The organism is Microbacterium sp. NPDC079356 (assembly GCF_049545465.1).
In the GTDB taxonomy this organism is placed as follows: Bacteria; Actinomycetota; Actinomycetes; order Actinomycetales; family Microbacteriaceae; genus Microbacterium; species Microbacterium gawkjiense.
Window position 1 is genome coordinate 581860 of record NZ_JBMWDN010000001.1, and the last position, 26342, is coordinate 608201.

General features: G+C 71.3%; 26 protein-coding genes. 2 read left to right on the forward strand and 24 right to left on the reverse strand.

What is annotated here, in order from left to right; translation table 11 throughout:
- Nucleotides 1-5 precede the first annotated feature (5 nt).
- The 12 genes from acs to pyrR form a co-directional block, all read right to left on the reverse strand.
- Nucleotides 6-2024 carry an acetate--CoA ligase gene (gene acs / locus ACPEH0_RS02965; protein ID WP_366213060.1) on the reverse strand — a complete coding sequence of 673 codons (2019 nt, stop codon included), beginning with the start codon at nt 2022-2024 and terminating at the stop codon, nt 6-8.
- A complete protein-coding gene (locus tag ACPEH0_RS02970; RefSeq protein WP_366213059.1) occupies nt 2021-2845 on the reverse strand; it encodes an ABC transporter permease in 825 nt (274 codons plus the stop codon). The genes acs and ACPEH0_RS02970 overlap by 4 nt, the downstream gene beginning before the upstream one ends.
- A gap of 2 nt (nt 2846-2847) precedes the next feature.
- Nucleotides 2848-3870: an aliphatic sulfonate ABC transporter substrate-binding protein gene (locus ACPEH0_RS02975; protein ID WP_366213057.1), complete on the reverse strand. Its 1023-nt coding sequence runs from the start codon at nt 3868-3870 to the stop codon at nt 2848-2850.
- The gene (locus ACPEH0_RS02980; RefSeq protein ID WP_366213056.1) at nt 3867-4706 is read right to left on the reverse strand and encodes an ABC transporter ATP-binding protein; all 840 of its coding nucleotides are present in this window, start codon (nt 4704-4706) and stop codon (nt 3867-3869) included. The genes ACPEH0_RS02975 and ACPEH0_RS02980 overlap by 4 nt, the downstream gene beginning before the upstream one ends.
- Nucleotides 4707-4782: 76 nt before the next feature.
- The gene (gmk, locus tag ACPEH0_RS02985) at nt 4783-5679 is read right to left on the reverse strand and encodes a guanylate kinase (RefSeq protein WP_064002068.1); all 897 of its coding nucleotides are present in this window, start codon (nt 5677-5679) and stop codon (nt 4783-4785) included.
- On the reverse strand, nt 5672-6535 hold the full coding sequence (gene pyrF / locus ACPEH0_RS02990) for an orotidine-5'-phosphate decarboxylase (protein WP_366213055.1): 864 nt from the start codon (nt 6533-6535) through the stop codon (nt 5672-5674). Before pyrF ends, gmk begins: the two co-directional genes overlap by 8 nt.
- The gene (gene carB, locus ACPEH0_RS02995) at nt 6532-9819 is read right to left on the reverse strand and encodes a carbamoyl-phosphate synthase large subunit (protein WP_366213054.1); all 3288 of its coding nucleotides are present in this window, start codon (nt 9817-9819) and stop codon (nt 6532-6534) included. Before carB ends, pyrF begins: the two co-directional genes overlap by 4 nt.
- The gene (gene carA, locus ACPEH0_RS03000) at nt 9812-10975 is read right to left on the reverse strand and encodes a glutamine-hydrolyzing carbamoyl-phosphate synthase small subunit (protein WP_366213053.1); all 1164 of its coding nucleotides are present in this window, start codon (nt 10973-10975) and stop codon (nt 9812-9814) included. The genes carB and carA overlap by 8 nt, the downstream gene beginning before the upstream one ends.
- Nucleotides 10972-11505, reverse strand: coding sequence for a hypothetical protein (locus ACPEH0_RS03005; RefSeq protein WP_366213052.1), 534 nt, complete (start codon nt 11503-11505; stop codon nt 10972-10974). The genes carA and ACPEH0_RS03005 overlap by 4 nt, the downstream gene beginning before the upstream one ends.
- A complete protein-coding gene (locus ACPEH0_RS03010) occupies nt 11502-12806 on the reverse strand; it encodes a dihydroorotase (RefSeq protein WP_366213051.1) in 1305 nt (434 codons plus the stop codon). Before ACPEH0_RS03010 ends, ACPEH0_RS03005 begins: the two co-directional genes overlap by 4 nt.
- On the reverse strand, nt 12803-13774 hold the full coding sequence (locus tag ACPEH0_RS03015) for an aspartate carbamoyltransferase catalytic subunit (RefSeq protein ID WP_366213050.1): 972 nt from the start codon (nt 13772-13774) through the stop codon (nt 12803-12805). Before ACPEH0_RS03015 ends, ACPEH0_RS03010 begins: the two co-directional genes overlap by 4 nt.
- Nucleotides 13771-14301, reverse strand: coding sequence for a bifunctional pyr operon transcriptional regulator/uracil phosphoribosyltransferase PyrR (gene pyrR / locus ACPEH0_RS03020; protein ID WP_217531933.1), 531 nt, complete (start codon nt 14299-14301; stop codon nt 13771-13773). Before pyrR ends, ACPEH0_RS03015 begins: the two co-directional genes overlap by 4 nt.
- A gap of 108 nt (nt 14302-14409) precedes the next feature.
- On the opposite strand from pyrR, the gene ACPEH0_RS03025 reads away from it, so the two are divergent.
- Together ACPEH0_RS03025 and ACPEH0_RS03030 are read left to right on the forward strand one after the other, a co-directional pair.
- On the forward strand, nt 14410-14928 hold the full coding sequence (locus ACPEH0_RS03025; protein ID WP_366213048.1) for a hypothetical protein: 519 nt from the start codon (nt 14410-14412) through the stop codon (nt 14926-14928).
- Nucleotides 14929-15058: 130 nt separating this feature from the next.
- The gene (locus ACPEH0_RS03030; RefSeq protein ID WP_366213047.1) at nt 15059-15697 is read left to right on the forward strand and encodes an endonuclease domain-containing protein; all 639 of its coding nucleotides are present in this window, start codon (nt 15059-15061) and stop codon (nt 15695-15697) included.
- 115 nt (nt 15698-15812) lie between these two features.
- Here the strand turns inward: ACPEH0_RS03030 and nusB are convergent, their stop codons facing one another.
- From nusB to ACPEH0_RS03090, 12 genes are all read right to left on the reverse strand, one after another.
- A complete protein-coding gene (gene nusB, locus ACPEH0_RS03035; RefSeq protein WP_366213046.1) occupies nt 15813-16220 on the reverse strand; it encodes a transcription antitermination factor NusB in 408 nt (135 codons plus the stop codon).
- 7 nt (nt 16221-16227) lie between these two features.
- The gene (efp, locus tag ACPEH0_RS03040; RefSeq protein WP_217531939.1) at nt 16228-16788 is read right to left on the reverse strand and encodes an elongation factor P; all 561 of its coding nucleotides are present in this window, start codon (nt 16786-16788) and stop codon (nt 16228-16230) included.
- 91 nt (nt 16789-16879) lie between these two features.
- Nucleotides 16880-17323, reverse strand: a complete 444-nt coding sequence (locus tag ACPEH0_RS03045; protein WP_217531941.1) for a type II 3-dehydroquinate dehydratase — start codon at nt 17321-17323, stop codon at nt 16880-16882.
- 9 nt (nt 17324-17332) lie between these two features.
- Nucleotides 17333-17866, reverse strand: a complete 534-nt coding sequence (locus ACPEH0_RS03050) for a GNAT family N-acetyltransferase (RefSeq protein ID WP_366213045.1) — start codon at nt 17864-17866, stop codon at nt 17333-17335.
- Entirely contained in the window at nt 17863-18942 is a 1080-nt protein-coding gene (gene aroB / locus ACPEH0_RS03055; protein WP_064002082.1) for a 3-dehydroquinate synthase, read from the reverse strand. Before aroB ends, ACPEH0_RS03050 begins: the two co-directional genes overlap by 4 nt.
- Entirely contained in the window at nt 18939-19484 is a 546-nt protein-coding gene (locus ACPEH0_RS03060) for a shikimate kinase (RefSeq protein WP_217531945.1), read from the reverse strand. The genes aroB and ACPEH0_RS03060 overlap by 4 nt, the downstream gene beginning before the upstream one ends.
- Nucleotides 19471-20697: a chorismate synthase gene (gene aroC, locus ACPEH0_RS03065; RefSeq protein ID WP_311862066.1), complete on the reverse strand. Its 1227-nt coding sequence runs from the start codon at nt 20695-20697 to the stop codon at nt 19471-19473. Before aroC ends, ACPEH0_RS03060 begins: the two co-directional genes overlap by 14 nt.
- 4 nt (nt 20698-20701) lie before the next feature.
- Nucleotides 20702-21532 (reverse strand): shikimate dehydrogenase family protein, encoded by an 831-nt coding sequence (locus ACPEH0_RS03070; RefSeq protein ID WP_366213044.1) that lies wholly within the window; start codon nt 21530-21532, stop codon nt 20702-20704.
- Complete coding sequence (mltG, locus tag ACPEH0_RS03075; RefSeq protein WP_366213043.1) at nt 21532-22884, reverse strand: endolytic transglycosylase MltG; 1353 nt, start codon at nt 22882-22884, stop codon at nt 21532-21534. Before mltG ends, ACPEH0_RS03070 begins: the two co-directional genes overlap by 1 nt.
- A gap of 20 nt (nt 22885-22904) precedes the next feature.
- Nucleotides 22905-23357: a Holliday junction resolvase RuvX gene (gene ruvX, locus ACPEH0_RS03080; protein ID WP_217531953.1), complete on the reverse strand. Its 453-nt coding sequence runs from the start codon at nt 23355-23357 to the stop codon at nt 22905-22907.
- Nucleotides 23354-26020, reverse strand: coding sequence for an alanine--tRNA ligase (alaS, locus tag ACPEH0_RS03085; protein ID WP_366213042.1), 2667 nt, complete (start codon nt 26018-26020; stop codon nt 23354-23356). The genes ruvX and alaS overlap by 4 nt, the downstream gene beginning before the upstream one ends.
- 68 nt (nt 26021-26088) lie before the next feature.
- Nucleotides 26089-26340: an ATPase gene (locus tag ACPEH0_RS03090; protein WP_217531957.1), complete on the reverse strand. Its 252-nt coding sequence runs from the start codon at nt 26338-26340 to the stop codon at nt 26089-26091.
- Between the last annotated feature and the right edge of the window lie 2 nt (nt 26341-26342).

Here is a 26342-nt window from a genome sequence, read left to right on the forward strand (position 1 = left end):
GCGTGTCAGGCCGCGGCGAGGGCGGCGGCGATCTCTGCGACGGCGTCGGGGTTCTGCAGCGACGTGGTGTCGCCGAGCGGCGCGGGCTCGCGGCCGGCACGGCGGTCCTGCTCCGCCTGCCACAGCTGGGCGAGCAGGCGGCGGAGGATCTTGCCGGAACGGGTCTTCGGCAGGTCCGGGACGACGACCACATGGCGGGGCTTGGCGACCGGCCCGATTTCGCGCGCGACGTGCGCGCGGAGGTCGGCGGCATCCGGCCTCCCCGCCCCGGACGGGACGACGAAGGCCGCGACCGCGTGGCCGGTGACGGGATCGGCGACACCCGTCGTGCCCGCCTCGCCCACCGTCTCGTGCGCCACGAGCACCGATTCGATCTCGATCGTCGACAGACGGTGACCGGAGACGTTCACGACGTCGTCGAGTCGTCCGAGGATGCGGATGTGGCCGTCGGCGTCGCGGGTCGCGCCGTCGCCGGCGACGTAGTAGCCGCCGTACTCCCCGTGCCCGGCGTAGGCCGACCAGTACGCGTCGCGGTAGCGGTCCGGGTCACCCCACACGGTCCGCGCCATGCCCGGCCAGGGGCGGCGCACGACGAGCGTTCCCGAGCGTCCCGGCGGGACCTCGCGGCCTTCGGCGTCCACGACGGCCGCGTCGATCCCCGGCAGCGGGACGGTCGCAGAGCCGGGCTTCAGGGTCGTGACGCCGGGCAGCGGGGCGATCATCGCCGCACCGGTCTCGGACTGCCACCACGTGTCGACGACGGGCACCTCGTCGCGGCCGAACGTGCGACGGAACCACACCCACGCGGCAGGGTTGATCGCCTCGCCCACGGTGCCGAGCAGGCGGATGCGAGACAGGTCGTGACCGGCCGGGAGCGCGTCGCCGAACCAGGTCATGAAGGTGCGGATGAGGGTGGGCGCCGTGTAGTAGACGGTCACCCCGTAGCGCTCGATGATCTCCAGATGACGCTCGCGGTGCGGCGCATCGGGCGTCCCCTCGTAGATGACCTGGGTGAGACCGTTCGAGAGCGGGCCGTAGATCTCGTAGGTGTGCGCGGTGACCCAGGCGAGGTCGGCGGTGCACCAGTGCACGTCGTCGGGCTTCGCGTCGAAGTGGGCCCAGTGCGCCCAACTCGCGTGCGTGAGGTACCCGCCCGAGGTGTGCACGAGGCCCTTCGGCCTGCCCGTCGTGCCGGAGGTGTAGATGATGAAGAGCGGATGCTCCGCCTCGAACGCCGGCGCCGCGTGGACGGGCGCTGCCGTGTCGACCACCTCGTGCCACCAGACGTCGCGACCCGGGGTCCACGCGACCTCGTCGCCGGTGCGCCGGACGACCAGCACGTGCTCGAGGGCCGGCAGTCCCGCAGCCGCGGTGTCGGCGGCGGACTTCACCTCGACCGCTCCCCCGCGGCGGAACTGCCCATCGCTCGTGACGAGCAGCTTCGCGCCGGTGTCCTCGAGGCGGAACCGCAGCGCCTCGGCCGAGAACCCGCCGAACACGAGCGAATGCACGGCGCCGATCCGTGCGCACGCGAGGGTGATCACGACCGTCTCGACGAGGACCGGCAGGTACACGACGACGCGATCGCCCGGACGGATGCCGAGGGCGGTGAGCGCGTTCGCCGCCTGCGACACCCGACGCTGCAGGTCCGCGTACGTGACGGCGGTGCGGTCGCCGGGCTCGCCTTCGAAGTAGAGAGCGACCTTCTCACCTCGCCCGGCGGCGACGTGGCGGTCGACGCAGTTCACGGCGACGTTCAGGGTGCCCCCGTCGAACCAGCAGGCGACCGGGACGGCCAGTGTGCCGTCGTCGGAGCGGGCGGGGGGCTGCCAGTCGAGCGCGGTGTGCCAGGGGGTCGTCCAATCCAGGCGCCGCGCGGCACGCTCCCAGAAGGCCAGGGGATCCGCGGCAGCCTCCCCGTACGCACCGGCGGTCACGTTGGCCTGCGCGGCGAACGTGGGCGGCGCCGGGTAGGCGCGGGTCTCGACGAGGCGCAGCTCGTCGTCTGCGGTCGTCGAAGTCATGACCACTTCCGCAGGACACGGCGCTGGAGCAGGGTGACGAGCGCGTTCGAGAGCACCCCGAGGCCCGCCAGGATCACGATCGCCAGGAAGATGCGGTCGACGCGTCCCGTGCTCTGCGAATCGGTAAGCAAGTATCCGAGACCCATCGAGGCGGAGATGAGCTCCGCGGCGACGAGGAACAACCACGCCTGCGCGAGCGCTAGGCGCAGACCTGAGACAAGAGAGGGCACGGTCGCGGGCAGCTGGACCGTGCGGAACAGCCCCCACCCGCGGAGACCGAACGAGCGCGCCATCTCGACGAGGTGCGGATCCACATGGCGGAGGGCGCCCGCGACGGTCGTGAAGACCGGGAAGAACGCGCCGATCGCCACCAGCGTCACCTTCGGCTCCTCGCCGATGCCCATCCACAACAGCAGGAGCGGCACCAACGCCAGCGAAGGAATCGCGCGGAACCCCGCGAGGATCGGGCTGAGGAGGACGTCCCCGGAACGGGTCAGCCCGACGACCGCGGCGACGGCAAGGCCCACGACCGACCCGACCGCGAAGCCGAGGGCGACGCGCTGCACCGAGATCGCGATATGACGCCAGAGCGTGCCGTCCTCGGCGAGACGGACCGCCGCGTTCACCACGTCGACTGGGGCCGGCAGGCGATAGGTCGGGATCACCCCGAACGCCGTCACCGCCTGCCACAGCGCGAGGAGGGCGACGGGGACGACGAGACCGCCTACGACGCGGACGCTCGTGCGGGACCAGAACGGCCGCACCGCCGCCGCGCCCGAGGGCGCCGCGGCGGTGGTGGTCGCCTCTGCGGAGGCCGTCACGATCAGCCTGCGGCCTTCTCGGCGAACGTCGGCTCGATGATCGTGTCGAGCGCCGTGTCCACGGCATCCTGCCCACCGGTCACCGCGTCGGAGTCGACGAGCACCGGAGCGATCTTCTCGAGGACCGCCAGCTGGGCGTCGCCGGGGATGGCGCTGACGTCGAGGTTCGAGCGCTCGGAGATGACGGTGGTCGCGACGGCGGGGTCGATCCCGGCGACCTCGGCGAGGAGCGCCGCGGTCTCGTCGGGGTTCGCCAGAGCCCACTCGCGGGCTTCCTCGTATGCGTTGACGACGACCTGCGCGACATCGGCGTGGTCGGTGAGGAAGTCCTCGGTCGCGTTGAGGAAGCCGTACGAGTTGAAGTCGACGTTCCGGTAGATCAGCTTGTCGTCCGACTCGACCTCGGCGGCCGCCATGATCGGGTCGAGACCGGCCCACGCGTCGACCGATCCGCCATCGAGGGCCGAGCGGCCGTCGGCGTGCTGCAGGTTCTGCACCTCGACGTCGGAGACGCTGAGTCCGGCCGTCTCGAGCGCCTGCAGCAGGAAGAAGTACGGGTCGGTGCCGCTGGTCGCCGCGACCTTCTTGCCCTTCAGGTCGGCGACCGAGGTGATGTCGCTGTCGGGGCCGACGACGATCGCCGACCATTCGGGCTGCGAGTAGACGTCGATGACCTTGATCGGCGAGCCGTTGGCGCGGGCCAGCAGCGCGGCGGAGCCGGCCGTGGAGCCGACGTCGAGCGAACCGGCGCGCAGCAGCTCGTTGGCCTTGTTCGACCCGGCGGACTGCGTCCACTCGACGTCGACGTCGTCGCCGAGCGCCTTCTCGATGAGGCCCTGGTCTTTCACGACGAGGCTCAGCGGGTTGTAGGTCGCGAAGTCGATCGACAGCGTGTCGGTGGACCACTCTCCCGTGCTCTCGGTGGTGGAGGCGGCGTTCTCGCCGGCGAGGCACCCCGTGGCCATGAGCATCACCGCTCCCGCCACGACGATCGTGGGGGCGGTGCGGCGGATGACGGTGCTCATCGGGTCTCCTGAGGGGTCGAGCGGTGGGTGTCGACGCCGAGTCCGTCGAGGAGCTCGGCGCGGAGGTCCGTGAAGCCGCGATCGGCGCGGTCACGGGGGCGGATGCCGGGGACCTCGATCACGCGTGCGATCGAGGATTCCGGGGATCCGGCGTCGATCGCACGCAGCTGCAGCACGCGGTCGGCGAGGTAGAGGGCTTCCTCGACGTCGTGCGTCACGAGGACGACGGTCGTCGGTTCGGCGGAGTGGACGTCGAGGAGGAGATCCTGCATCCGCAGCCGCGTGAGCGCGTCGAGGGCGCCGAACGGCTCGTCGAGCAGCAGCACCTCGGGTCCGCGGGCGAGGGCGCGCGCGAGGGATGCGCGCTGCGCCATCCCCCCGGAGACCTCGCTCGGGCGACGCGTCGCGGCGGAGGTCAGCCCCACGAGGTCGAGCAGCTCGGCGACGCGGGCTCTCGTCGCGGCGCGCGCGGTGCCGCGCGGCATCCCGAGTTCGACGTTCTCGGCGATGCTGCGCCACGGCAGCAGGCGCGGCTCCTGGAAGGCCACGGCGGTGCGCTCGTCGGTGTCGCGGAGCGGCGTGCCGTCGACGGTCACCGACCCCGCGGTCGGGGTGTCGAGGCCCGCCAGCAGACGCAGGAGCGTGGACTTGCCGCACCCGGACGGACCGACGACGGCGACGATCTCCCCGGGGTCGATCGTCAGGTCGACGCCGCGGAGCACCGGGACCGCGCCGTTCGCGCCGGCGAAGGTGCGTTCCACACCCGCGAGCGACACCGCCCCGGGTGCCGCGGCGGGACTCGACGCAGGCGCGGTGGCGGTCAGGACGGTGGACATGCGTCCAGCTTTCCGGACCGCCGCCGTCCCGCCTCATCGGCTGTAACGGTCTGAAACGAACCGTTCCCAGCGGGCGTCAGCGGGCGAGGTCCGCCACTTCGGCGGCAGCCCGGGCGACGTCGTCGTTCACGACGCGGTAGTCGAACTCGCCCTGCGAGGCCAGCTCGACCCGGGCGGTCTTCAGGCGCCGTGCGCGCTCCTCCTCGCCCTCGGTGCCCCGCCCCACGAGGCGGTTCACGAGCTCGTCCCAGCTCGGCGGCAGAAGGAAGACGAGCGTCGCGTCCGGCGCCGCGGCGCGCACCTGACGCGCGCCCTGCAGGTCGATCTCGAGGAGGACCGTACGGCCCTCCGCAAGGGCGGCGTCGATGGGACGGCGCGGCGTGCCGTACCGGTAGGCGTTGTGGACGGTCGCGTGCTCGAGGAGCTCGCCGTCGCGCACCATCCGGTCGAACTCGGCATCGTCGACGAAGAAGTAGTGCTCCCCCTCGACTTCGCCCGGCCGCGGCGGCCGCGTCGTCGCCGAGACGGACAGCAGGATCTCGGGGTGGTGCTCCTTGATGTGCGCGGCGACGGTGCCCTTGCCGACCGCGGTCGGGCCGGCCAGGACGATCAGCCGGCTGCGCTCGGCGCGCGCCCGCGGCTCGGGCAGGCGGCGGTCGAGGTACTCCTGCAGCACCTGACGCTGACGGATGCCGAGACCGCCGATCTTCTTCACCGGTGCGATCTGGAGGTCGGCGAGGATCCGGTCGCGCTTGCCCTCGCCGATGGCGGGGATCGCGGTCAGGAACTCGGTCACGCGCATGGCGGCCGCCGCGGACTGGGGCTCGGCCCACGCGCGTCGCAGGAGGTCCTGCGGGCTGATGACGCGCGTCGAGACGTCGCGCTTGAGCGCGGCGCGCTCGCGGCGCGCCGCCACCGCGCGTCGCGATGCGGCGGCGCGGTCGACCTCGGGAGGGGTGCGGGAGTCAGGCATGTCGTGCGTCCTGGAGTTCGGAGTTGTGGGTGTCGATGGCCGCGCCGATCCCGTCGGGACCCGCGCCGAGGATGCTGCGGCTCGCACTGGCGAGCACCTGCGGAGCGAGCGGACCGAACCGCTCGGTGATGTCGCGCAGGCGGGCACCCTGCGCGCCGAACCCCGGGGCGAGGATCGATGCGCGATGCAGCGAGGCATCCGACAGTCCGAGGTCGGCGCGTTCCACTGTAGCCCCGACGACGAACCCCACCGGCCCGAACCTGTCATCCCCGACGACGGCCGAGGCGTTGGCGGCTCCGGCATGCTGGGCGACCCAGTCGGCCACCGTCTGGCCGCGCTCCGCATCGACCGCCGTGACCTCGGCGGACTGGAGGCCGGCCGCCTCGGGGTTGCTCGTGGCGGCGAGGACGTAGACACCCTTGCCCGCACGCACGGCGGTCGCGATCGTGCCGCGCAGGGAGTCCGGGCCGAGGTACGGGCTGACCGTCACGGCATCCGACTCCAACGGGGATCCGGCCGCCAGCCACGCCTCGGCGTAGCCGTCCATCGTCGTGCCGATGTCGCCGCGCTTGGCGTCGGCGATCACCACGAGGCCCGCGGCGCGCGCCGTGCCGATGACCTCCTCGAGGGCGGCGAACCCCGCCGACCCGTACCGCTCGAAGAACGCCACCTGCGGCTTGACGACGCCGACGCGGGTGCGCGCGGCATCCACCACCCGCAGGCCGAACTCGCGGACACCCGCAGCGGATGCCGGGAGCCCCCACGCGTCCAGGAGGGACGCGTGGGGGTCGATCCCGACGCACAGCGGGCCGCGGGCGTCGACCGCCGCGGCCAGCCGTGAACCGAATGAGGTCACACCGCCGCCTTCCGGTCGGCGGCATACTCCTGGAGGCTCCGGACCGCGAAGCCCTCGCGGAGGACCGGCATCGCGGATACCGCGGCGCCGAGGACGGCCATCGTCGTGAACAGCGCCTTGTCGGCGGCCACGGCGGCGGCGCGGATCTCGTACCCGTCGGCGCGGGCGATGCCGCCCGAGGGCGTGTTCACGACGATGTCGATCTCGCCCGCGTTGATGAGGTCGACGACGTTCGACTCCCCCGAGTCCTGCGTCTCGGAGTACTTCGAGACGACCTCCACCCGGATGCCGTTGCGGGCCAGGATCTCGGCCGTACCCTCGGTGGCGATGAGCGTGTAGCCGAGCTCCTGCAACCGGTGGGCGGGCAGGATCACGGCGCGCTTGTCGTCGTCGGCGACCGACAGGAACACGGTGCCCGAGGTCGGCATCCCACCGTACGCGGCCGCCTGGCTCTTCGCGAACGCCGTCGGGAAGTCCCGGTCGATGCCCATGACCTCGCCCGTCGAGCGCATCTCGGGACCGAGGACCGAGTCCACGGTGCGACCGTCTGCGGTCCGGAACCGCTTGAACGGCAGCACGGCCTCCTTGACGGCGACCGGAGCGTCCAGCGGCACCCGCGAGCCGTCCTGCTCGGGCAGGAGACCCTCGGCGATGAGCTCGGCGATCGACGCGCCCGCCATGATGCGGCTGGCGGCCTTGGCCATCGGGATGCCGAGGGCCTTGGACACGAACGGCACGGTGCGCGATGCGCGCGGGTTGGCCTCGATGACGTACAGAACGCCGGCCGAGACCGCGAACTGCACGTTCAGCAGGCCCCGCACCCCGACCCCCTCGGCGATCGCGTGGGTCGCGGTGCGCACGCGGTCGATCTCGCCGCGTCCGAGCGACATCGGCGGCAGGGTGCACGACGAGTCGCCGGAGTGGATGCCGGCCTCCTCGAGGTGTTCCATGACGCCGCCGATGTAGAGCTGCTCGCCGTCGAAGAGCGCGTCGACGTCGATCTCCACGGCGTCGTCGAGGAAGCGGTCGACGAGCAGCGGCGCGTCCTCGCGGATGATCGCCTGGTCGGCGATGCGGACGAAGTAGTCGCGCAGGCTCTCGGTGTCGTAGACGATCTCCATGCCGCGCCCGCCGAGCACGAAGCTCGGGCGCACCAGGACGGGGTATCCGATCTCCTCGGCGATCGCGATGGCGCCCGCCTCGTCGGTGGCCGTGCCGTGGCGAGGCGCCATGAGTCCCGCCCGGTCGAGCAGCTGCGAGAACTGCTCGCGCTCCTCGGCGATGTCGATCGCGGCGGGCTTCGTGCCGAGGATGGTGTACCCGGCCGCCTCGATGCCCTTCGCGAGGCCCAGCGGCGTCTGCCCGCCGAGCTGACAGATGACACCGACGATCTCGCCCGACTGCGCCTCTGCGTGCAGCACCTCGAGGACGTCCTCGAGCGTGAGCGGCTCGAAGTAGAGCCGGTCGCTCGTGTCGTAGTCGGTCGAGACCGTCTCGGGGTTGCAGTTGACCATGATGGTCTCGAATCCGGCATCCGACAGCGCGAAGGACGCGTGGACGCATGAGTAGTCGAACTCGACGCCCTGGCCGATGCGGTTCGGGCCCGAGCCGATGATGACGACCTTGCGGCCCTCGCTCGGCGTGACCTCGGTCTCGCGGTCGTACGAGGAGTAGTGGTACGGCGTGAGTGCGGGGAACTCCCCCGCGCACGTGTCGACGGTCTTGTAGACCGGGCGCAGTCCGATGCCGTGACGGATGCCGCGCACCTCCGCTTCGCCGAGGCCGCGGAGTTCTGCGATCTGAGCATCGCTGAAGCCGTGGTCCTTCGCGAGGCGCAGGACGTCCTCGGTCAGCTCGTCGGCCTCGCGGATGTACTCGGCCACCTCGTTGATGAGGATCATCTGATCGAGGAACCACGGGTCGATCGCCGTGGCCTCGAACGCCTGCTCGAGCGTCGCGCCCTTGCGGAGCGCCTGCTGCAGCACGACGATCCGGCCGTCGGTCGGGGTCTTCGCGATCTCGAGGAGCTCCTCCACCGAGCGCTCCTCGGGGCCCCAGTGGAAGCTCGAGCCGCGCTTCTCGAGGGAGCGCAGCGCCTTCTGCAGGGCGGTCGTGTAGTTGCGGCCGATCGCCATCGCCTCACCCACCGACTTCATGGTGGTCGTCAGCGTCGTGTCGGCGGCGGGGAACTTCTCGAAGTTGAACCGGGGCACCTTGACGACGACGTAGTCGAGCGTCGGCTCGAAGCTCGCCGGCGTTGCCTTCGTGATGTCGTTGGGCACCTCGTCGAGCCGGTAGCCGATCGCGAGCTTCGCGGCGAGCTTGGCGATCGGGAAGCCGGTCGCCTTCGAGGCGAGGGCCGACGAGCGGGAGACACGCGGGTTCATCTCGATGACGATGATGCGGCCGGTCTGCGGGTCGACGGCGAACTGGATGTTGCAGCCGCCGGTGTCGACGCCGACGGCGCGGATGATGTCGATGCCGATGTCGCGGAGCTTCTGGTACTCGCGATCGGTGAGCGTCAGCGCCGGCGCCACGGTGATCGAGTCGCCCGTGTGCACGCCGACAGGGTCGACGTTCTCGATCGAGCACACGACGACCGTGTTGTCGGCGGTGTCGCGCATGAGCTCGAGCTCGTACTCCTTCCATCCGAGGATCGACTCTTCCAGGAGCACCTCGGTCGTGGGAGAGTCGCGCAGGCCCGCGCCGCCGATGCGGCGGAGGTCCTCCTCGTCGTACGCGAAGCCGGAGCCCAGCCCGCCCATCGTGAAGGAGGGGCGGACCACGAGCGGGTAGCCCAGCTCGGCGGCGCCGGCGAGCAAGTCGTCCATCGTGTGCGCGATGACGCTGCGGGCGACATCGGCGCCGGACTCGAGGACGAGCTCCTTGAAGACCTGACGGTCCTCGCCCTTGCGGATGGCGTCGACCTTCGCGCCGATGAGCTCGACGCCGTACTTCTCGAGGATGCCGCGGTCGTGCAGCGCCATCGCGGCGTTGAGCGCCGTCTGGCCGCCGAGGGTCGGCAGGATCGCGTCGGGCTTCTCCTTGGCGATGATCGTCTCGATGACCTCGGGGGTGATCGGCTCGACGTAGGTGGCGTCGGCGAAGTCGGGGTCGGTCATGATCGTGGCCGGGTTCGAGTTCACCAGGATGACGCGCACGCCCTCCTCGCGGAGGACCCGGCACGCCTGGGTGCCGGAGTAGTCGAACTCGCAGGCCTGACCGATGACGATCGGGCCCGATCCGATGACGAGGACGCTGTTGATGTCGTCGCGCTTAGGCATTCTGGGTCGTCTCCTGAGTGGCGATCACGAGGTCGCGGAAGCGGTCGAAGAGGTAGTTGGCGTCGTGCGGGCCGGCGGCGGCCTCGGGGTGGTACTGCACGCTGAACGCCGGGAGGTCGAGGGCGCGCAGGCCCTCCACCACGTTGTCGTTGAGACCGACGTGGCTCACCTCGACGCGGCCGTAGCCGTTCGGGCTGTCGATGACGCCCTCGATGGGCGCGTCGACGGCGAACCCGTGGTTGTGCGCCGTGATCTCGACGCGACCGGTCGTCTTGTCGAGGACGGGCTGGTTGATGCCGCGGTGCCCGAAGGGCAGCTTGTACGTGCCGAACCCGAGGGCGCGGCCGAACAGCTGGTTGCCGAAGCAGATGCCGAAGAAGGGCAGGCGCGCATCCAGCACCTCGCGCAGCAGCGCGACGTGACGGTCGGATGCCGCGGGGTCGCCGGGGCCGTTCGAGTAGAAGACCGCCACCGGGTCGATCGCCTGGATGTCGGCGAACGTGATCGACTGCGGCAGGACGTGCACCTCGAACCCGCGGGCGGCGAGGTTGTTGACGGTGGCCTGCTTGACGCCGAGGTCGAGGATCGCGAGGTTGCCGATCTTCTCGCCCACCGCCCGGGTCACCTCGGCGGCGGCGACCGAGACGTCGGCGGACAGGTTCTGCCCGCTCATCTCGGGCGCCTCGCGCACGATGCGCAGCTGCTCGTCGTCGGTGAGGGATGCGGCATCCCCCGAGAAGACGCCGCCGCGCATGGACCCGGCCGAACGGAGCACACGCGTCACCGCGCGGGTGTCGACGCCGCTGATCCCGACGATGCCGTCGCGGACGAGGGCGTCTTCGAGCGAGTGGTCGGCGCGCCAGTTCGAGACGATGCGCGACGGGTCGCGGAGGACGTAGCCCGACACCCAGATGCGGCGCGACTCGTGGTCCTCGCCGTTCATGCCGGTGTTGCCGATGTGGGGCGCGGTCTGCAGGACGATCTGACCCGCGTAGGACGGGTCGGTGATCGTCTCCTGGTAACCGGTCATCGCGGTGGCGAAGACGACCTCGCCAAGGGTGGTGCCGCGCGCGCCGTAGGCGTGACCGGGGTGGCGGGAACCGTCTTCGAGGACGAGGACGGCGGGTTCGGGAGCCTGGAATCTCTGAATGCTCATGCGTCGCTTCCGGGAGTCTGCTGGGGGGAGGTGGGAGTCGGGGTGGCGGGGAGGATCCCGGCGATCGCGTCGGCGAGCGAGCGGGCCGAGGTGTCCTGCGGGCGGAGGTAGCTGTCGACGAGGGTGCCCTCGGGTGTCGTCCACGCGACCCGGACGAGCCCGTCGCGCTCGACGACCCGGTCGATGGCGACGGTGGCCTGTCCCGCGTCGACGAGGCGGTCCGCCGCGAGGAAGACCCGCGGCTGGCCGGTCAGATCGAGCGCGACGCCGCGGTCGGTGACGGTGACGTCGACGCGCGAGCGGAAGGCGAGCCCGCGGATCGCGAGCCGCTCGAGCGGCTCGTCGTGGCGCGTCGTCGCGACGTACAGTCCCTCGGACCGCAGTCGCGTCGTGGCGCCGGCCGGTGCCTCGCCGACGGGAGCGGTCAGACCCGCATCCCGCCGGGATCGTCGTCGCCACGCGATGAGGCCCGCGAGGATCAGGAGCGCCGCGACCGCCGCCATGATGAGGCCGGCGGCCTCGCGGCTCACGGGGCGACCTCGTCGACGACGACGCCGTCGGCCACGGTCTGTCGCCCGCGGAAGAACGTCGCACGCACCTCGCCCGGCAGCTCCCGCCCGAGGTAGGGCGAGTTGACGCTCCGGCCTCGCAGGTCGTCGGTGCCGAACACGCGGACCGGGTGCGCGTCGTAGAGGGTGAGGGATGCCGGGGCGCCGACCGCGAGCGGCGCGCCGGCGTCGGCGAGGCGGCCGATGCGGGCCGGAGCGGTCGACATGACGCGCGCCACGTCGGCCCACTCCAGCAGACCGGTCTCGATCATCGCGGCGTGGACGACGCGGAGCGCCGATTCGAGCCCCACCATGCCGTTCGCCGCCGCCTGCCACTCGCACGTCTTCGCCTCGGCGGGGTGCGGCGCGTGGTCGGTCGCGACGATGTCGATCGTGCCGTCGGCGAGACCCTCGCGAACGGCCATCACGTCCTCGTCGCGCCGCAGCGGCGGGTTCACCTTGAACCGCGGGTCGTAGCCGCGGACGAGCTCCTCGGTGAGCAGCAGGTGGTGGGGCGTGACCTCGGCGGTCACGTGGATGCCGCGCTTCTTGGCCCACCGGATGAGGTCGACCGATCCCGCGGTGGAGAGGTGGCACACGTGCAGGCGCGATCCGACGTGCTGGGCCAGCAGCACGTCGCGGGCGATGATCGACTCCTCGGCGACCGCCGGCCAGCCGGTCAGCCCGAGCTCCGCCGAGACGGTGCCCTCGTTCATCTGCGCGCCCTCGGTGAGCCGCGGGTCCTGCGCGTGCTGCGCGACGACGCCGTCGAAGGACTTCACGTACTCCAGCGCGCGCCGCATGATGAGCGGGTCGAAGACGCAGAAGCCGTCGTCGCTGAAGACGCGGACGCGGGCACGCGACGACGCCATGGCGCCGAGCTCGGCGAGCCGCTCCCCCTTCTGCCCGACCGTGACGGCGCCGATCGGCTGCACGTGGACGTAGCCCGCGGCCTCGCCGAGGGCGAGCTCCTGTTCGACGACGCCGGCCGTGTCGGCGACGGGTGAGGTGTTCGGCATCGCGAAGACGGTCGTATAGCCGCCCGCGGCAGCCGCCCGCGATCCGGTGAGGATCGTCTCGGACGCCTCGTAACCGGGCTCGCGGAGGTGGGTGTGCAGATCGACGAGTCCCGGCAGCGCGATCAGGCCGTCGGCATCCACCGTCCGCGCCCCGGCGGCGCTGAGTCCGGAGCCCAGCTCGGCGATGACACCGTCCCGGATCAGGATGTCGGCGGCGATGCCGCCGTCGATCCGCGCTCCGCGGATGAGGGTGGTCTCGGTCATCGGGCCTCCTCCTGTGCGTCGTGGGTGGGTTGCTCCCCCGCCAGGAGCAGGTAGAGCGCCGCCATGCGCACCGACACCCCGTTCGCGACCTGTTCGAGAACGGTCGAGCGTGGCGAATCGGCGGCGTCGGCGGAGATCTCCAGACCCCGGTTCATGGGCCCGGGATGCAGGACAATGCTATCGGTCGGCAGGGCGGCCATCCGCGCGCCATCCAATCCCCAGCGCCGCGAATACTCCCGCTCAGTCGGGAAATAGGCGGCGTTCATCCGCTCGAGCTGGATGCGGAGCATCATGACCGCGTCGGGGGCGTCGGCGATGGCCTGATCGAGGTCGTAGAGGACGGTGACCGGCCACGCCGTCACGTCCTGCGGGACGAGGGTCGGCGGCGCGACGAGGGTGACGCGCGCCCCGAGGGTCGTGAGCAGCCAGACGTTCGACCGGGCGACGCGTGAGTGCAGGATGTCGCCGACGATCGCGACGTGCAGGCCCGACAGGTCGCGACCCCGACTGTCGTCGCCGAAGAAGCGCTTGCGGATCGTGAAGGCGTCGAGCAGCGCCTGCGTCGGGTGCTCGTGGGTCCCGTCACCCGCGTTCAGGACGCCGGCGGAGATCCATCCACTCGTCGCGAGCGTGTGGGGGGCACCGGAGGCGCCGTGGCGGATGACGACGGCGTCGGCCCCCATCGCCTGCAGGGTCTGGGCGGTGTCCTGGAGCGACTCGCCCTTGGAGACCGACGACCCCTTCGCGGAGAAGTTGATGACGTCGGCGGAGAGCCGCTTGGCCGCCGCCTCGAAGGAGATGCGGGTGCGGGTCGAGTCCTCGAAGAAGAGGTTCACGACCGTCTTGCCGCGGAGTGTCGGGAGCTTCTTGATCTCGCGCGACTGCGTGTCGCGCATGTCCTCGGCGACGTCGAGGATGCGGAGGGCGTCGGCGCGGCCGAGCGTACGGGTGTCGAGCAGGTGCCTCATGACGCGATCGTCACCTCCTCGGCGCCGTCGACGTCGGCGAGGCGGACGTTGACGCGCTCGTCGCGCGAGCTCGGCAGGTTCTTGCCCACGAAGTCGGGCCGGATCGGCAGTTCGCGGTGACCGCGGTCGACGAGGATCGCGAGCCGCACGGCGGCGGGACGGCCGATGTCCTGCAGCGCGTCGAGCGCCGCGCGAATGGACCGCCCCGAGAAGAGCACGTCGTCGACGAGGACGACCGTCTTGGCGTCGATCCCGCCGGCGGGGATCTCCGTCGGGCGCGGGGTGCGGGTCGGGTTGCGGTGCAGATCGTCGCGATACATGGTCACGTCGAGTGCGCCGACCGGGACGGTGGCGCCGGTGAACGAGGCGATGAGTGACGCGATCCGCTCGGCGAGGGTGACGCCGCGGGTGGGGATCCCGAGGAGCACGAGCCCGTCGGGGCCCTTGTTCGACTCGAGGATCTCGTGAGAGATGCGCGTGAGTGCGCGGGCGATGTCGCTGTCGTGCAAGACGATGCGCGAAGTCATCCGCCGCTCCCTTCTCCGCCTCACAGGACGGTGTTAAAGGTTGCTTGTGTGCGACCAGTCTAACGGGGTGCGCCCGCTCGGCATGCCAGGATGACTCCGGGGGAAGACATGACACCTGTACGCACGATCATCGTGGTGACCGGGACGGTCCTCGTCGTTCTGTACGCGCAGCTGATGTACGTCGTCACCCAGATCCTCACACCGCTGTCGACCGTGCCGGGGCGGACGCTCGGCCAGATCGCCGTCGCCGCCGAGGCGGCCGGTGAGCCCGTCTTCACGCCCCTCGCCGTCGCCCTCCCGCTCGTCGGGGTCGCGCTGGCGGCGACCGTCCTCGTCGCCGCGATCATGTTCCCCGTGTTCCGGACGGAGTGGGTCGCGCTCGCGTACCTCGCGCTGCTCGTCTGCGGTCTGCCCGCCTACGTCGGCGTGGCCTTCGGCGTCGGGATGTCCCTCGGCGACCTCGGTGACGTGCTGCCCATCGACGGCTCGGACTCCGAGGTCGGGCTCGTCCTCGTGAGCACGAGCTTCGTCGCCTGCTTCCTCGTCCTCGGCGTTGGGGCGGGGGTCCTCGTGCACCGCGCCGGGCGCGGCGTCGGGAAGCTCGCCGCCTTCCGCCCCGCACGCTGAGATCTGCGTTCGCGCGGAGGGATGGCGGCCCGATCGTCCGCTGGGCACGGCGGGCCTGGAACGACCGCGCCGCGGCTGGGTCGCCGAGCAGGGAGCCGATCCCCTCCTCTACAGCGCGGCACGCGCGGGCGTGGTCCTGACGTGCGTCACGCAGGCGCGGCGGCTCGGTCTCTGGACGCTGGACGACTCCTCACGGCCGCACGTGAGCGCGCCACCGGCATCCGGAACCGTTTCTGCGCGCGGCGCGCGCGTCCACTGGAGCGCGCCGCTGATCGCACGCGTGCCGGGCGCGCTGGAGGACCCCATCGAGAACGTCCTCGCGATCGTCGCGGAGTGCCGGCCGTTCGAACAGGCGCTCGCCGTCTGGGACTCCGCGCTGCGGCAGGGCCTGGTGTCCGCGGCGGTCATGCGACGCTACGCCCTCCGTCCGGCCGCGCGGCGCGTGCTCGAGGATGCCTGTGCTCACCTCGATTCCGGCCTCGAGACCTTCGTCTCGGTCCGTCTCCGCTGGATTCCGGCCACCGTCCACCCCCAGGTGTACCTGCACGGTCACCGGGTCGACTTCCTCATCGGGGCCAGGCTCGTGCTGCAGATCGACGGAGGCCATCACGTCGGAGCACAACGCGATGCCGACAACGCGCACGACACCCTCCTCGCCCTGCACGGCTACACCGTGGTCCGTGTCGGGTACGCCGACGTCGTGGACCGGTGGCCCGACGTCCAGGATCGGATCCTCCGGGCGCTGGCGCAGGTCCTCCACCTCGCATGACCGGGCTTCCGTCCGGCGGAGATCTGCGTTCCCTCGGACGGATGCCGCCGCAAACGTCCTCGCGAAGGCGGATCTCCGCTCGAGCGCAGCGAACGCGCCCGCCGGCGGCCGGGGGTCAGCTCCGCGCGATGCGGGCGAGCACGCCGTGCACGAACGAGCCGGAGTCGTCGGTCGAGAACTCCTTCGCGAGCTCGACGGCCTCGTCGATCGCGACGGCCGTGGGCACGTCGGCGTTGTGGAGGATCTCCCACACGCCGATGCGAAGGATCGCGCGGTCGACCGCCGGCATCCGCTCGAGCTTCCAATCGCGGGCGTGGGTGACGATCTGCTCGTCGATCTCGCTCTGCGTGTCGATGACGCCGTCGACGATCTCGCGCGCGTAGAGCCACGACGCCTCGCGGGCGGGCTCGCTCGCGGCGCGCTTCGCCTCGGCGGCGAGGGTCACGGCGAGCTCGTCGCCGCGGACGTCGGCCTGGTACAGGATGTCGAGGGCGCGCTTGCGCGCCTTACTGCGTGCGCTCATCGACGGGTCAGCTCACGCGGCCGAGGTAGTCCCCGGTGCGCGTGTCGACCTTGACCTTCGTGCCCTGCTCGACGAAGAGCGGGACCTGGATCTCGTAGCCGGTCTCGAGGGTGGCGGGCTTCGTGCCGGCCGACGAACGGTCGCCCTGCAGGCCCGGCTCGGTGTAGGTGATCTCGAGAACGACCGACGCGGGCATCTCGACGTACAGCGGGTTGCCGTTGTTCAGCGCGATCTGGACCTGCTGGTTCTCGAGCAGGTAGTTCGCGGCGTCACCGACGACCGTCGAGGACACGCTCAGCTGGTCGTAGTCCGACACGTCCATGAAGACGTAGCTGTCACCGTCGTTGTAGAGGTAGGTGAAGTCGCGGCGGTCGACGTTCTCGATCTCGATCTTCGCGCCCGCGTTGTATGTGCGGTCGACGACCTTGCCCGAGACGACGTTCTTGAGCTTGGTGCGGACGAAGGCGCCGCCCTTGCCCGGCTTCACGTGCTGGAACTCGACGACGTTCCAGAGCTGTCCGTCGATGGACAGGACGACGCCGTTCTTGATGTCTGCAGTGGATGCCATGAGAGTGCGGTTTTCCGTTCGATGAGTTCGGGGGCCGGAGCGGCCGACGATCGATTCTACGGGATGCCGCGGCATCCGCCCCGGGAACGGGTCAGTCCGCGAGCCGGGCGAGCAACGCGCGGGTCGCCTCGGCGTACCCCGCCACCCCGCGACCGACGACGTGGACCACCGCGACGTCGGCGACGTAGGAGTGGTGGCGGAACGCCTCGCGCGCCATCACGTCGGAGATGTGCACCTCGGCGACGGGCAGGGCGACACCCGCGAGGGCGTCGCGCAGGACGACGGAGGTGTGCGTCAGTCCCCCGGGGTTGATGACGATGCCGGCGCAGTCGGTGCGTGCCGCGTGGATCGCGTCGATCAGGACACCTTCGTGGTTGCTCTGCACGGCGCGCACCTCGTAGCCGGACTCCGCCGCGGTCCTTGCGACCAGGGATTCGACGTCGGCGAGCGTCTCGGTGCCGTAGACCTCGGGTTCGCGGATGCCGAGCAGGTTCAGGTTCGGTCCGTTGACGAGCAGGAGGCGGCGGGTCGACACGTCAGCACCCTATCGGGCGGCCCGGTGCATCTGGATCTCGTACCCCGCTGCGGTGTCGACACCGAGCCCCGTCGGCGTGAACCCGAGCCGGCGGTAGGCCGCCTGCGCCCGCGCGTTGTCGGTGTGGACGTCGAGCGTCAGTCCGCTCGCGCCCGCTTCCTCCGCCCACGTGGCGGCCGCCTCCACGAGTGCGTCGAGGATGCCGCGGCCGCGGTGATCGGCGTCGACGAAGACCCCGACGAGGTCGGCCTGGGGTGCGTCGACGGTCCGGCCGAGGGTGTCGGTCGAGCCCGCCGCGCGCAGCAGCACGGTCACCGAGCCCACCCACCGCTCCCCCGCGACGGCGACGAACTGCGCGGCGTCTTCGCCCATCGCGGCATCCGCGGTGCGCTGCTGCCAGAAGTCGTCGGCCTGGGCGAGCGCCTCCTCGGCGGTGGAGAGGAAGGCGATCGATGCCACCGGGTCCCGCAGCGCCCTCAGACGCAGATCCCGGGCCTGCCGCCACTCCTGCAGGCGCACCCGCCGGACGACGGCATCCGTCACCCCGCGACCTCCTGGTACGCCGCGAACAGGATCGACTCGTCGGGCGCCTGCATGACCGTCGGCTTGCCGATCGCGTCGAGGACGATGAAGCGCAGCATCCCGCCGCGTGCTTTCTTGTCGCGCTGCATGACGCCGAGCAGGTGCTGCCACCCGTCCATGCGGTAGCTCACGGGGAGCCCGAGCAGATCGAAGATGCGGCGGTGCCGGGCGACGTCCTCGTCGGAGAGGCGGCCGGCGAGGCGCGAGAGCTCCGCGGCGTACATCATGCCGATCGAGATGGCGGCGCCGTGGCGCCAGCGGTAGCGCTCGGCGTGCTCGATGGCGTGTCCGAGCGTGTGGCCGTAGTTGAGGATCTCGCGCAGGCCCGCCTCGCGGAAGTCCTCGCTCACCACCCGCGCCTTCATCTCGATGGCAAGCTCGATGCAGCGGCGGAACTCCGCGGTCGTCGGGTCGACCGCGGCCTCCGGGTCACGCTCGACGATGTCGAGGATCTCGGGGAACCAGATGAAGCCCGCCTTGACCACCTCCGCGAAGCCCGCCACGGTCTCGTTGCGGGGCAGGGTGTCGAGCACGTCGAGGTCGCAGATCACCGACCGCGGCGCCCAGAAGGCGCCGACGAGGTTCTTCCCCTCAGCCGTGTTGACCCCGGTCTTGCCGCCGACGGCGGCGTCCACCATGCCGAGGACGGTGGTCGGGATCTGCACGATCTGCACGCCGCGCAGCCAGGATGCCGCGACGAACCCGGCGAGATCGGTGACCGCGCCGCCGCCGAAGCCGATGACCGCGTCCGAGCGGGTGAAGTCAGCCTGGCCCATGACCTGCCAGCAGAAGGCGGCCACCTCGATGCGCTTGCCGTCCTCGGCGTCGGGCACCTCGGCGGTCAGGACCTCGAGGGTGCCGTCGGCGAGGAGCGTCTCACGCAGGTCGGCGGCCTTCGCGCCGAGCCGCGGCGTGTGCACGACGAGCACCTTCTTCACCGTGGGCGCGAGGTGCTCGCGGACACCGGCGAGGAGCCCGCGTCCGACGTGGATGTCGTACGGCGTCGCTCCCGTGACGCTGATGGTGGTGTGGCTCATTCGTGTGCTCCGGAAGGGTCGGCGGAGGGGGCTGCCCACTCCGCGATGGCGGTCACGATGTTCTCGAGCGGGCCCGACGAGGTGTCGAAGGTCGCATCGGCGACAGCCTCGTAGACGGGACGCCGCTCGGCGTAGATGCGCTCCCAGCGGGCGATCGGGGTCTCGTCGCCCGCGGCGAGCAGGGGGCGGGTCGCCGCCTCGCCGAGCCGACGCGCGACGACGCGCGGTGCGACCGTCAGGAGGGCGACCCGGTGCGCCTGCAGCCGCTGCCGGGTGGTCTCGTCGAGCACCGCGCCCCCGCCGAGCGACACGACGCCCCCGGCCTCGAGCGCCGCCGCGACGGCGTCGCGCTCGAGAGCGCGGAAGTGACCCTCGCCGCGCGTCGCGAAGATCTCGGCGATCGGGCCGTGCTGACGGACGATCGCGGCGTCGGTGTCGGTGAAGCTGCGGCCCAATCGCTTCGCGACGCGCTTGCCGACGCTCGTCTTGCCGGCCCCCATGGGGCCGATGAGGACGATCGCCTGGCGCTCAGGCGAGGTCATGCGCGAGCAGCGCCGCCTCTGACGCAGGGGTCGTCTTCAGCGTCTCGGGGATCGCCGCGAGGTAGGTCTCGAGGTTCCGCCGCGTCTCGCGCACGCTGTCACCGCCGAACTTCTCGAGGACGACGTCGGCCAGGACGATCGCGACCATCGCCTCGGCGACGACGCCGGCCGCGGGGACCGCGCAGACGTCCGAGCGCTGGTGGTGCGCGGCTGCGGTGTCGCCGGTGGCGACGTCAACGGTGCGCAGCGCGTGCGGGATCGTCGCGATCGGCTTCATGCCCGCGCGGACGCGCAGGACGGTGCCCGTCGACATGCCGCCCTCGGTGCCGCCGGCGCGGTCGGACGCGCGGGTGATGCCGTCCGCCGTTGCGAAGAGCTCGTCGTGGGCCGCGGATCCGCGGCGGCGCGTGGTCTCGAACCCGTCGCCGACCTCGACGCCCTTGATCGCCTGGATGCTCATGAGCGCCTGGGCGAGCTTGCCGTCGAGGCGGCGATCCCAGTGCACGTGGGAGCCGAGGCCCGGGGGCAGTCCGTAGGCGAGCACCTCGACGATGCCGCCGAGGGTGTCGCCGTCCTTCTTGGCGGCATCAACCTCTGCGACCATGCGCTCGGAGGTCTGCGGGTCGAAGCAGCGCAGCGGATCGGCGTCGAGGGTCGCGACGTCGTCCGGACCGGGGAGCGCGGAGCCCTCGGGCACCTGCACGGGACCGATCGACAGGGTGTGGCTGACGAGGCGGATGCCGAGTTCGGAGAGGAAGCCGCGGGCGATCGCGCCGAGCGCGACGCGCGCCGCGGTCTCGCGGGCGCTGGCGCGCTCGAGGATCGGGCGGGCCTCGTCGAAGTCGTACTTCTGCATGCCGACGAGGTCGGCGTGGCCGGGACGGGGGCGCGTCAGAGCGGCGCCGCGCCCGCGCGAGCGCTCGGTCATCTCGACCGGCTCCGGGTTCATGACCTCGACCCACTTCGGCCACTCGGTGTTGCCGATGCGCAGGGCGATCGGGCTGCCCAGCGAGAGGCCGTGCCGCACGCCTCCGGAGAGGTTCAGCTCGTCCTCCTCGAACTTCATCCGCGACCCGCGTCCGTAGCCGAGCTTGCGGCGGGCGAGGTCGGCGCGGATCGCGTCGAGCGAGACGGGCACGCCGGAGGGCAGACCCTCCATGATGGCGACGAGTTCGGGGCCGTGGGATTCGCCGGCGGTGAGCACGCGGAGCATTGCCCTAGTCTCCCACGAGCGCGCGGCGCATGACGGCCACCACCTCGTCCTCGCGCGGCAGCGGCTGATCGACGCCCCCCGAGGCGAACGCGCGGATCTGCAGCACGGCCTGATGCAGCAGCATCCCCGCCCCGCCCTGCGCGGGCGCGCCGATGCGGTCCCACGCCCGCGACAGGTCCGTCGGCCAGTGGCCGTAGACGACGTCGAGGAGTGCGCCGCCGGCAGCGGCGAGACGATCCGCGACGGACCCGTCCACCGAGACACCGCCGGGGAGCGTCGCGATCGTGACGTCCACGGACGCGTGAGTCGCCGAGTCGAGCGGCACCGCGTCGACGCGGAGCCGGAGCCGCTCCGCCAGGTCCTGCAGCGAGGCGGCCGCGGCGGGACGGCGTGCCGCGATCCACACCTGCCGCACGCCGATCTCCGACAGCGCGACGAGCGCAGCGGATGCCGTCGCCCCCGCACCGACGATGCGTGCGCGGTCGGCGGCGACGACACCGGCCTCCGCCAACGCGGCGACGATGCCCCCGGCATCCGTGTTGAAGGCATGCCACCCGGAGCCGGACCGGACGAGCGTGTTCGCCGCGCCGGTCAGTGCCGCGCGGGCGTCGTGCTGCCCGGCGGCGGCGTAGGCGACGTGCTTGAGGGGCATCGTGAGCGAGAGCCCGCGGTGCTCGGGGCCGAGCGAGGCGAGCTCATCGGCGAAGGAGGCCTCGTCGACCCGCCGCCGACCGTAGGTCCAGTCCCACCCCAGCAGCGCGTAGGCGGCCGTGTGCATCGCCGGCGACAGGCTGTGCTCGATCGGATCGCCCCAGACCTCCAGGGCGACCGGCATCAGGAGCAGCCTCCGTCGGGGTTGTCCCGGCACCACTTCTGGTACTGCGCGACGGCCTTCTCGTGCTCGGCGAAGGTCGCGGAGAACACGGTCTCGCCGGTGTCGAGGTTGACGGTGACGAAGTACTGCCACGGCCCTTCGGCAGGCTCCAGCGCCGCCTTGATGGCGAGTTCACCGGGGTTGGCGATGGGCGTCACCGGCAGGCCGGGGTTGACGTAGGTGTTCCACGGGTTGTCGTCCTCGAGCTCCTCCGCGCGCGAGCTCGTGCCACCCTCCCGATCGGCGAAGGGGTACTGCGCGGTCGAATCCATCTGCAGCTTGCCATTCGTGTCGCTGATCGACGGGTCAAGCCGATTCTCGATGACGCGCGAGACCTTGTAGAAGTCGTCCTCGTAGCGGGCTTCCTTCTCGATGATCGAGGCGACGGTGAGGATGCGCTCCCGCTGGTCGGCCGGGACGCCGGCATCGTCGAGGGCTGTCACCGTCCGGTCGACCATCGCCTGGATCACCTGCGTCGCCGTGACGTCGGGGTCGAAGGTGTAGGTCGCCGGGAACAGCCAGCCCTCGAGGCTCTGCGCCTTGACACCGTAGGCGGCCGGATCCTTCACGGCGGCCTCGACCTCCTCCACCGGCAGGCCGATGCCCTCCGCGATGCGCGGGACGGACTGCGCGACGGTGAGGCCCTCACGCAGCTGCGCGGTGTACTCCTGCTTGTTCGCGGGATCGAGGAGCGCCGTGAACGCCGCCTCCGAGGTCATCTTCTGCTGCAGCGAGTAGACGCCGGGCTTCAGGACGTTCGGGTCCTCGCCGCTGTCGATCAGGTACGAGTAGAACGCGTCCGAGGTCTTTGTGACACCCGCGTCGAACAGGGCGCGCGAGATGTCGGCGCCCGTCTGACCCGAGAGGATCGTGACGCTCGCCTCGCCCTCGGCGAGACCCGCGTCGTAGTCCTTGGGTTCCTCCCAGCCCATGACGGCGCGGATCTGGTCCTCGTAGGTGTTCCAGACGTAGAAGCCGCCGGCGACGAGACCGCCGAGGATCGCGAGGACGATCGCGAAGACCCCCCAGGCGGCGACGCGGCTCTTCCGTCGGTCACGATCGTGTCGCTTCGTGGAGCTGGAGGGTGCGGCCAGCCCCTTCTCCTCGAAGAGGGCGTCGATCGGTGCCGTCGAGGAGACGGATGCGCGCGGCGTCGTCTGCGGCCGCGTCGGGGCGGGAGCACCCGTCGGTGCGTCACCGCTCGCGCCCTGCTGAGCCTGACGCGCGGCGCGCCGGGACACGGGGGCGCCGGTGGTCGCGGTCTCGTCCGCGGGGGCGCCGGAATGGTCGTCGCGCGAAGGCGTCTCGGGCATCGGTGGACTCCTGCGTCTTCCTACAGCGCCGCACCGGCCGGGTTACCGGTGCTCTTCTCGACGTCGATCGCCTGCTGGAGGAGGACGACCGCGGCGATCTGGTCGACAATCCTACGAGATGACTTCTGCGAACGCCCGTTCTGCCGGAGGACGGCGTTGGCCGACACGGTGCTCAGGCGCTCGTCGACGAGGCGCACGGGCACCTCCACCGCGGCATCCAGAGCGATCGCGAACTCGCGGGCGTCGGTCGTCGAGGCGGTCTCCGCTCCCCCGAGACTGATCGGCAGACCGACCAGCACCTCCATCGCGTCGTACTCGCGGGCGATCTCGACGATGCGGGCGACCGAGGTCTCCGCACGCGGCACCGTCTCGACCGGAACGGCGAGCAGGCCGTCGGGGTCGCACCGCGCCACGCCGACACGGGCGCGCCCGACGTCGATCCCGAGGCGCACCCCGCGGCGGAACCCGCTCACGCGGCAGCGCTCCCCAGCACCGACACGATGCCCTGCAGCGCCGCCGGCAGTGCCGAGGCATCCGTCCCGCCGCCCTGCGCGACGTCGTCGCGTCCACCGCCGCCGCCGCCGAGCACACCCGCCGCGGAACGCGCGAGCAGGCCCGCCTTGGCGCCCGCGGCGCGGGCCGCCTCGTTCGTGGCGATGATGACGACGGGGCGCCCGCCGACCTCGCCGCCGAGCGCGACGACGGCCGCGTCGGTGCCGAGGCGCTCGCGCACCTGCAGGGCGAGCGAGCGCAGGTCGTCGGCGGACCCGACGGTGCCGACGGACTGGGCGACGACGCTGTGCGCACCGGCGCGGACAGCGGATGCCGCAAGCGTCGGGACGCGCTCGCCGAGGGCCTTGGCCTCGAACTGGGCGATCTTCTTCTCCGCCGCCTTGAGGCTCGCCTGCAGTTCCGCGATGCGCGCGGGCAACTGGTCGCGGGGGATCTTCAGCCCCGACGTGAGCTGCGACACGATCGCGCGCTCGGCGGCGAGCTCGCGGAAGGCGTCCTGACCCACGAGAGCCTCGACACGACGGTTCGACGCACCGACGGAGGACTCCCCCACCAGGTTGATGAGACCGATCTGCGCGCTCGAGGACACGTGCGTCCCGGCGCACAGCTCACGCGACCAGGGTCCGCCGATGTCGACCATGCGCACACGGTCGCCGTACTTCTCGCCGAACAGCGCCATCGCGCCGGCCGACTTGGCCTCGTCGAGCGAGAGGACGCGCGTCGTGACCTCGAGGTCGTCGCGGACCGCGTTGTTGGCGATCTCCTCGATCTCGCTGCGGGTCTCGGGAGAGAGCGCCTGACCCCACGAGAAGTCGAAACGCAGGTAACCGGCGCGGTTGAGCGAGCCCGCCTGCGTCGCCCCCTTGCCGAGGGTGTCGCGGAGCGCGGCGTGGACGAGGTGGGTCGCCGAGTGCGCCTGCGCGGCCGCGCGGCGGTTGGCGGCATCCACCACCGTCGTCGCAGCGTGACCGACGGCGACCTCGCCCGTCGTCACCTCGACGGTGTGACTGACCAGTCCCGGCACGGGCTTCTGCACGTCGAGGACCTCGAGCTCGTAGCCCGGGCCGACGATGACGCCCTTGTCGGCGACCTGGCCGCCGGACTCGGCGTAGAGCGCGGTCTCCGCGAGGATCACCTCGGCGATCTGGCCCTGAGAGGCACGGTCGGCGGGTGCGCCGCCGACGAGGATGCCGAGCACGCGGGACTCGGTCTCGAGGTCGGTGTACCCCGTGAAGACCGTCTCGCCCAGCGCGCGGAAGTCGCGGTAGACGCTCGTGTCGGCCAGCTGGCCCTTGCGGGAGCGCGCATCGGCCTTCGCGCGCTCGCGCTGCTCCTTCATGAGGGCGTCGAAGCCGGAGCGGTCGACCGTGAGTCCGGCCTCCTCGGCGATCTCGAGGGTGAGGTCGATCGGGAAGCCGTAGGTGTCGTGCAGCAGGAACGCCTGGGAGCCACTGAGCGACGTCGACTGGGACGACTTCGCGGACTCGATCGAGGTGTCGAGGATCTCAGAACCGCTCGCCAGGGTCCGGAGGAACGTCGCCTCCTCCGCGAGGGCGTACTGCGACAGCCGCGCGTAGTCGGTCTCGACGATCGGGTACGACTCCTTCATGGCGTCGCGGGAGACGGCGAACAGCTCGGCGAACGTCGGACCGTCGACGCCGAGCAGGCGCATCGAACGGATGGCGCGGCGCATCAGACGGCGCAGGATGTAGCCGCGGCCGTCGTTGGCGGGTGTCACCCCGTCCGAGAGCAGCATGAGCGAGGACCGGATGTGGTCGGCCACCACGCGGAAGCGCACGTCGTCGTCGTGGTTCTCGCCGTAGCGCTTACCCGACAGCTCGACGGCCTTGTCGAGGACGGGACGCACCTGGTCCGTCTCGTACATGTTGTCGACGCCCTGCTTGATGAAGGCGACCCGCTCGAGGCCCATGCCGGTGTCGATGTTCTGCGCCGGGAGGTCGCCCACGATGTCGAACTCGTACTTCGAGCGGACGTTCGTGATCTCGTACTGCATGAAGACGAGGTTCCAGATCTCCACGTACCGGTCGTCGTCGGTCGCGGGACCACCGTCGACGCCGTAGGCCGGGCCGCGGTCGAAGAAGATCTCCGAGCACGGGCCGGCCGGGCCGGGAAGGCCGGTCGTCCAGTAGTTGGTGTCCTTGCCGAGTCGTTGGATGCGCTCCTCGGGCAGCGTGGAGTGCTCGAGCCAGAGCTTGATCGCCTCGTCATCCTCCTCGTAGACGGTGACCCACAGATCCTTCGGGTCGAAGCCCAGGCCGCCCTCCTCCTCGGACGTCGTGAGCAGCTCCCAGGCGTAGCGGATCGCGCCTTCCTTGAAGTAGTCGCCGAACGACCAGTTGCCGAGCATCTGGAAGAAGGTGCCGTGGCGAGGGGTCTTGCCGACCTCTTCGATGTCGTTCGTGCGGATGCACTTCTGGTTGTCGGCGGCGCGCTTGTAGGGCGCGGGCACGTCGCCGGACAGGTACGGGATGAAGGGGACCATGCCCGCCACCGTGAACAGTAGCGCCGGGTCGTCGCTGACGAGGGATGCCGAGGGCACGATCGTGTGCCCCTTCTTCTCGAAGTAGTCCAGGTAGCGCCGGGCGATCTCAGCGGTCTTCATCGTGTGTCCTCAACTGCAGGCGGGATCGGTCGCATCCGCGAGGAGGCGACCGGGAGATGTGGGGGTGGTCAGTCGTCGAGCTTCGCTGCGGCCGAGCGGCCGGCGGCGGCGACGTCGGCGGCGAGGTCCTTCGCGTCGGCGACGATGCCGTCGATCTTCGCTTCCTGCGCCCGGTAGGCGTCGGCCATCCGGTCGGTGAACTCGGAGATCCGGAGATCGACCTCGGAGAGCAGCTCCTGACCTCGGGGGTCCTTGTTGACCAGGTGCGCGACGACGAAGCCACCGGCGATGCCCAGCAGGAACCAGAGGACGCTCTTCATGG

Coding starts and splice junctions, on each gene's coding strand:
- ACPEH0_RS02980 (WP_366213056.1), bottom strand. CDS start 4,706: ATGTCCACCGTCCTGACCGCCACCGCGCCTGCGTCGAGTCCCGCCGCG.
- alaS (WP_366213042.1), bottom strand. CDS start 26,020: ATGAAGACCGCTGAGATCGCCCGGCGCTACCTGGACTACTTCGAGAAG.
- efp (WP_217531939.1), bottom strand. CDS start 16,788: ATGGCATCCACTGCAGACATCAAGAACGGCGTCGTCCTGTCCATCGAC.
- ACPEH0_RS03060 (WP_217531945.1), bottom strand. CDS start 19,484: ATGACCTCGCCTGAGCGCCAGGCGATCGTCCTCATCGGCCCCATGGGG.
- ACPEH0_RS03010 (WP_366213051.1), bottom strand. CDS start 12,806: ATGACCGAGACCACCCTCATCCGCGGAGCGCGGATCGACGGCGGCATC.
- acs (WP_366213060.1), bottom strand. CDS start 2,024: ATGACTTCGACGACCGCAGACGACGAGCTGCGCCTCGTCGAGACCCGC.
- carB (WP_366213054.1), bottom strand. CDS start 9,819: ATGCCTAAGCGCGACGACATCAACAGCGTCCTCGTCATCGGATCGGGC.
- nusB (WP_366213046.1), bottom strand. CDS start 16,220: ATGAGCGCACGCAGTAAGGCGCGCAAGCGCGCCCTCGACATCCTGTAC.
- ACPEH0_RS03090 (WP_217531957.1), bottom strand. CDS start 26,340: ATGAAGAGCGTCCTCTGGTTCCTGCTGGGCATCGCCGGTGGCTTCGTC.
- gmk (WP_064002068.1), bottom strand. CDS start 5,679: ATGCCTGACTCCCGCACCCCTCCCGAGGTCGACCGCGCCGCCGCATCG.
- ACPEH0_RS03070 (WP_366213044.1), bottom strand. CDS start 21,532: ATGCCGGTCGCCCTGGAGGTCTGGGGCGATCCGATCGAGCACAGCCTG.
- pyrR (WP_217531933.1), bottom strand. CDS start 14,301: ATGACTTCGCGCATCGTCTTGCACGACAGCGACATCGCCCGCGCACTC.
- carA (WP_366213053.1), bottom strand. CDS start 10,975: ATGAGCATTCAGAGATTCCAGGCTCCCGAACCCGCCGTCCTCGTCCTC.
- mltG (WP_366213043.1), bottom strand. CDS start 22,884: ATGCCCGAGACGCCTTCGCGCGACGACCATTCCGGCGCCCCCGCGGAC.
- ACPEH0_RS02975 (WP_366213057.1), bottom strand. CDS start 3,870: ATGAGCACCGTCATCCGCCGCACCGCCCCCACGATCGTCGTGGCGGGA.
- aroB (WP_064002082.1), bottom strand. CDS start 18,942: ATGAGCCACACCACCATCAGCGTCACGGGAGCGACGCCGTACGACATC.
- aroC (WP_311862066.1), bottom strand. CDS start 20,697: ATGCTCCGCGTGCTCACCGCCGGCGAATCCCACGGCCCCGAACTCGTC.
- ACPEH0_RS03025 (WP_366213048.1), top strand. CDS start 14,410: ATGACACCTGTACGCACGATCATCGTGGTGACCGGGACGGTCCTCGTC.
- ACPEH0_RS03015 (WP_366213050.1), bottom strand. CDS start 13,774: ATGAGGCACCTGCTCGACACCCGTACGCTCGGCCGCGCCGACGCCCTC.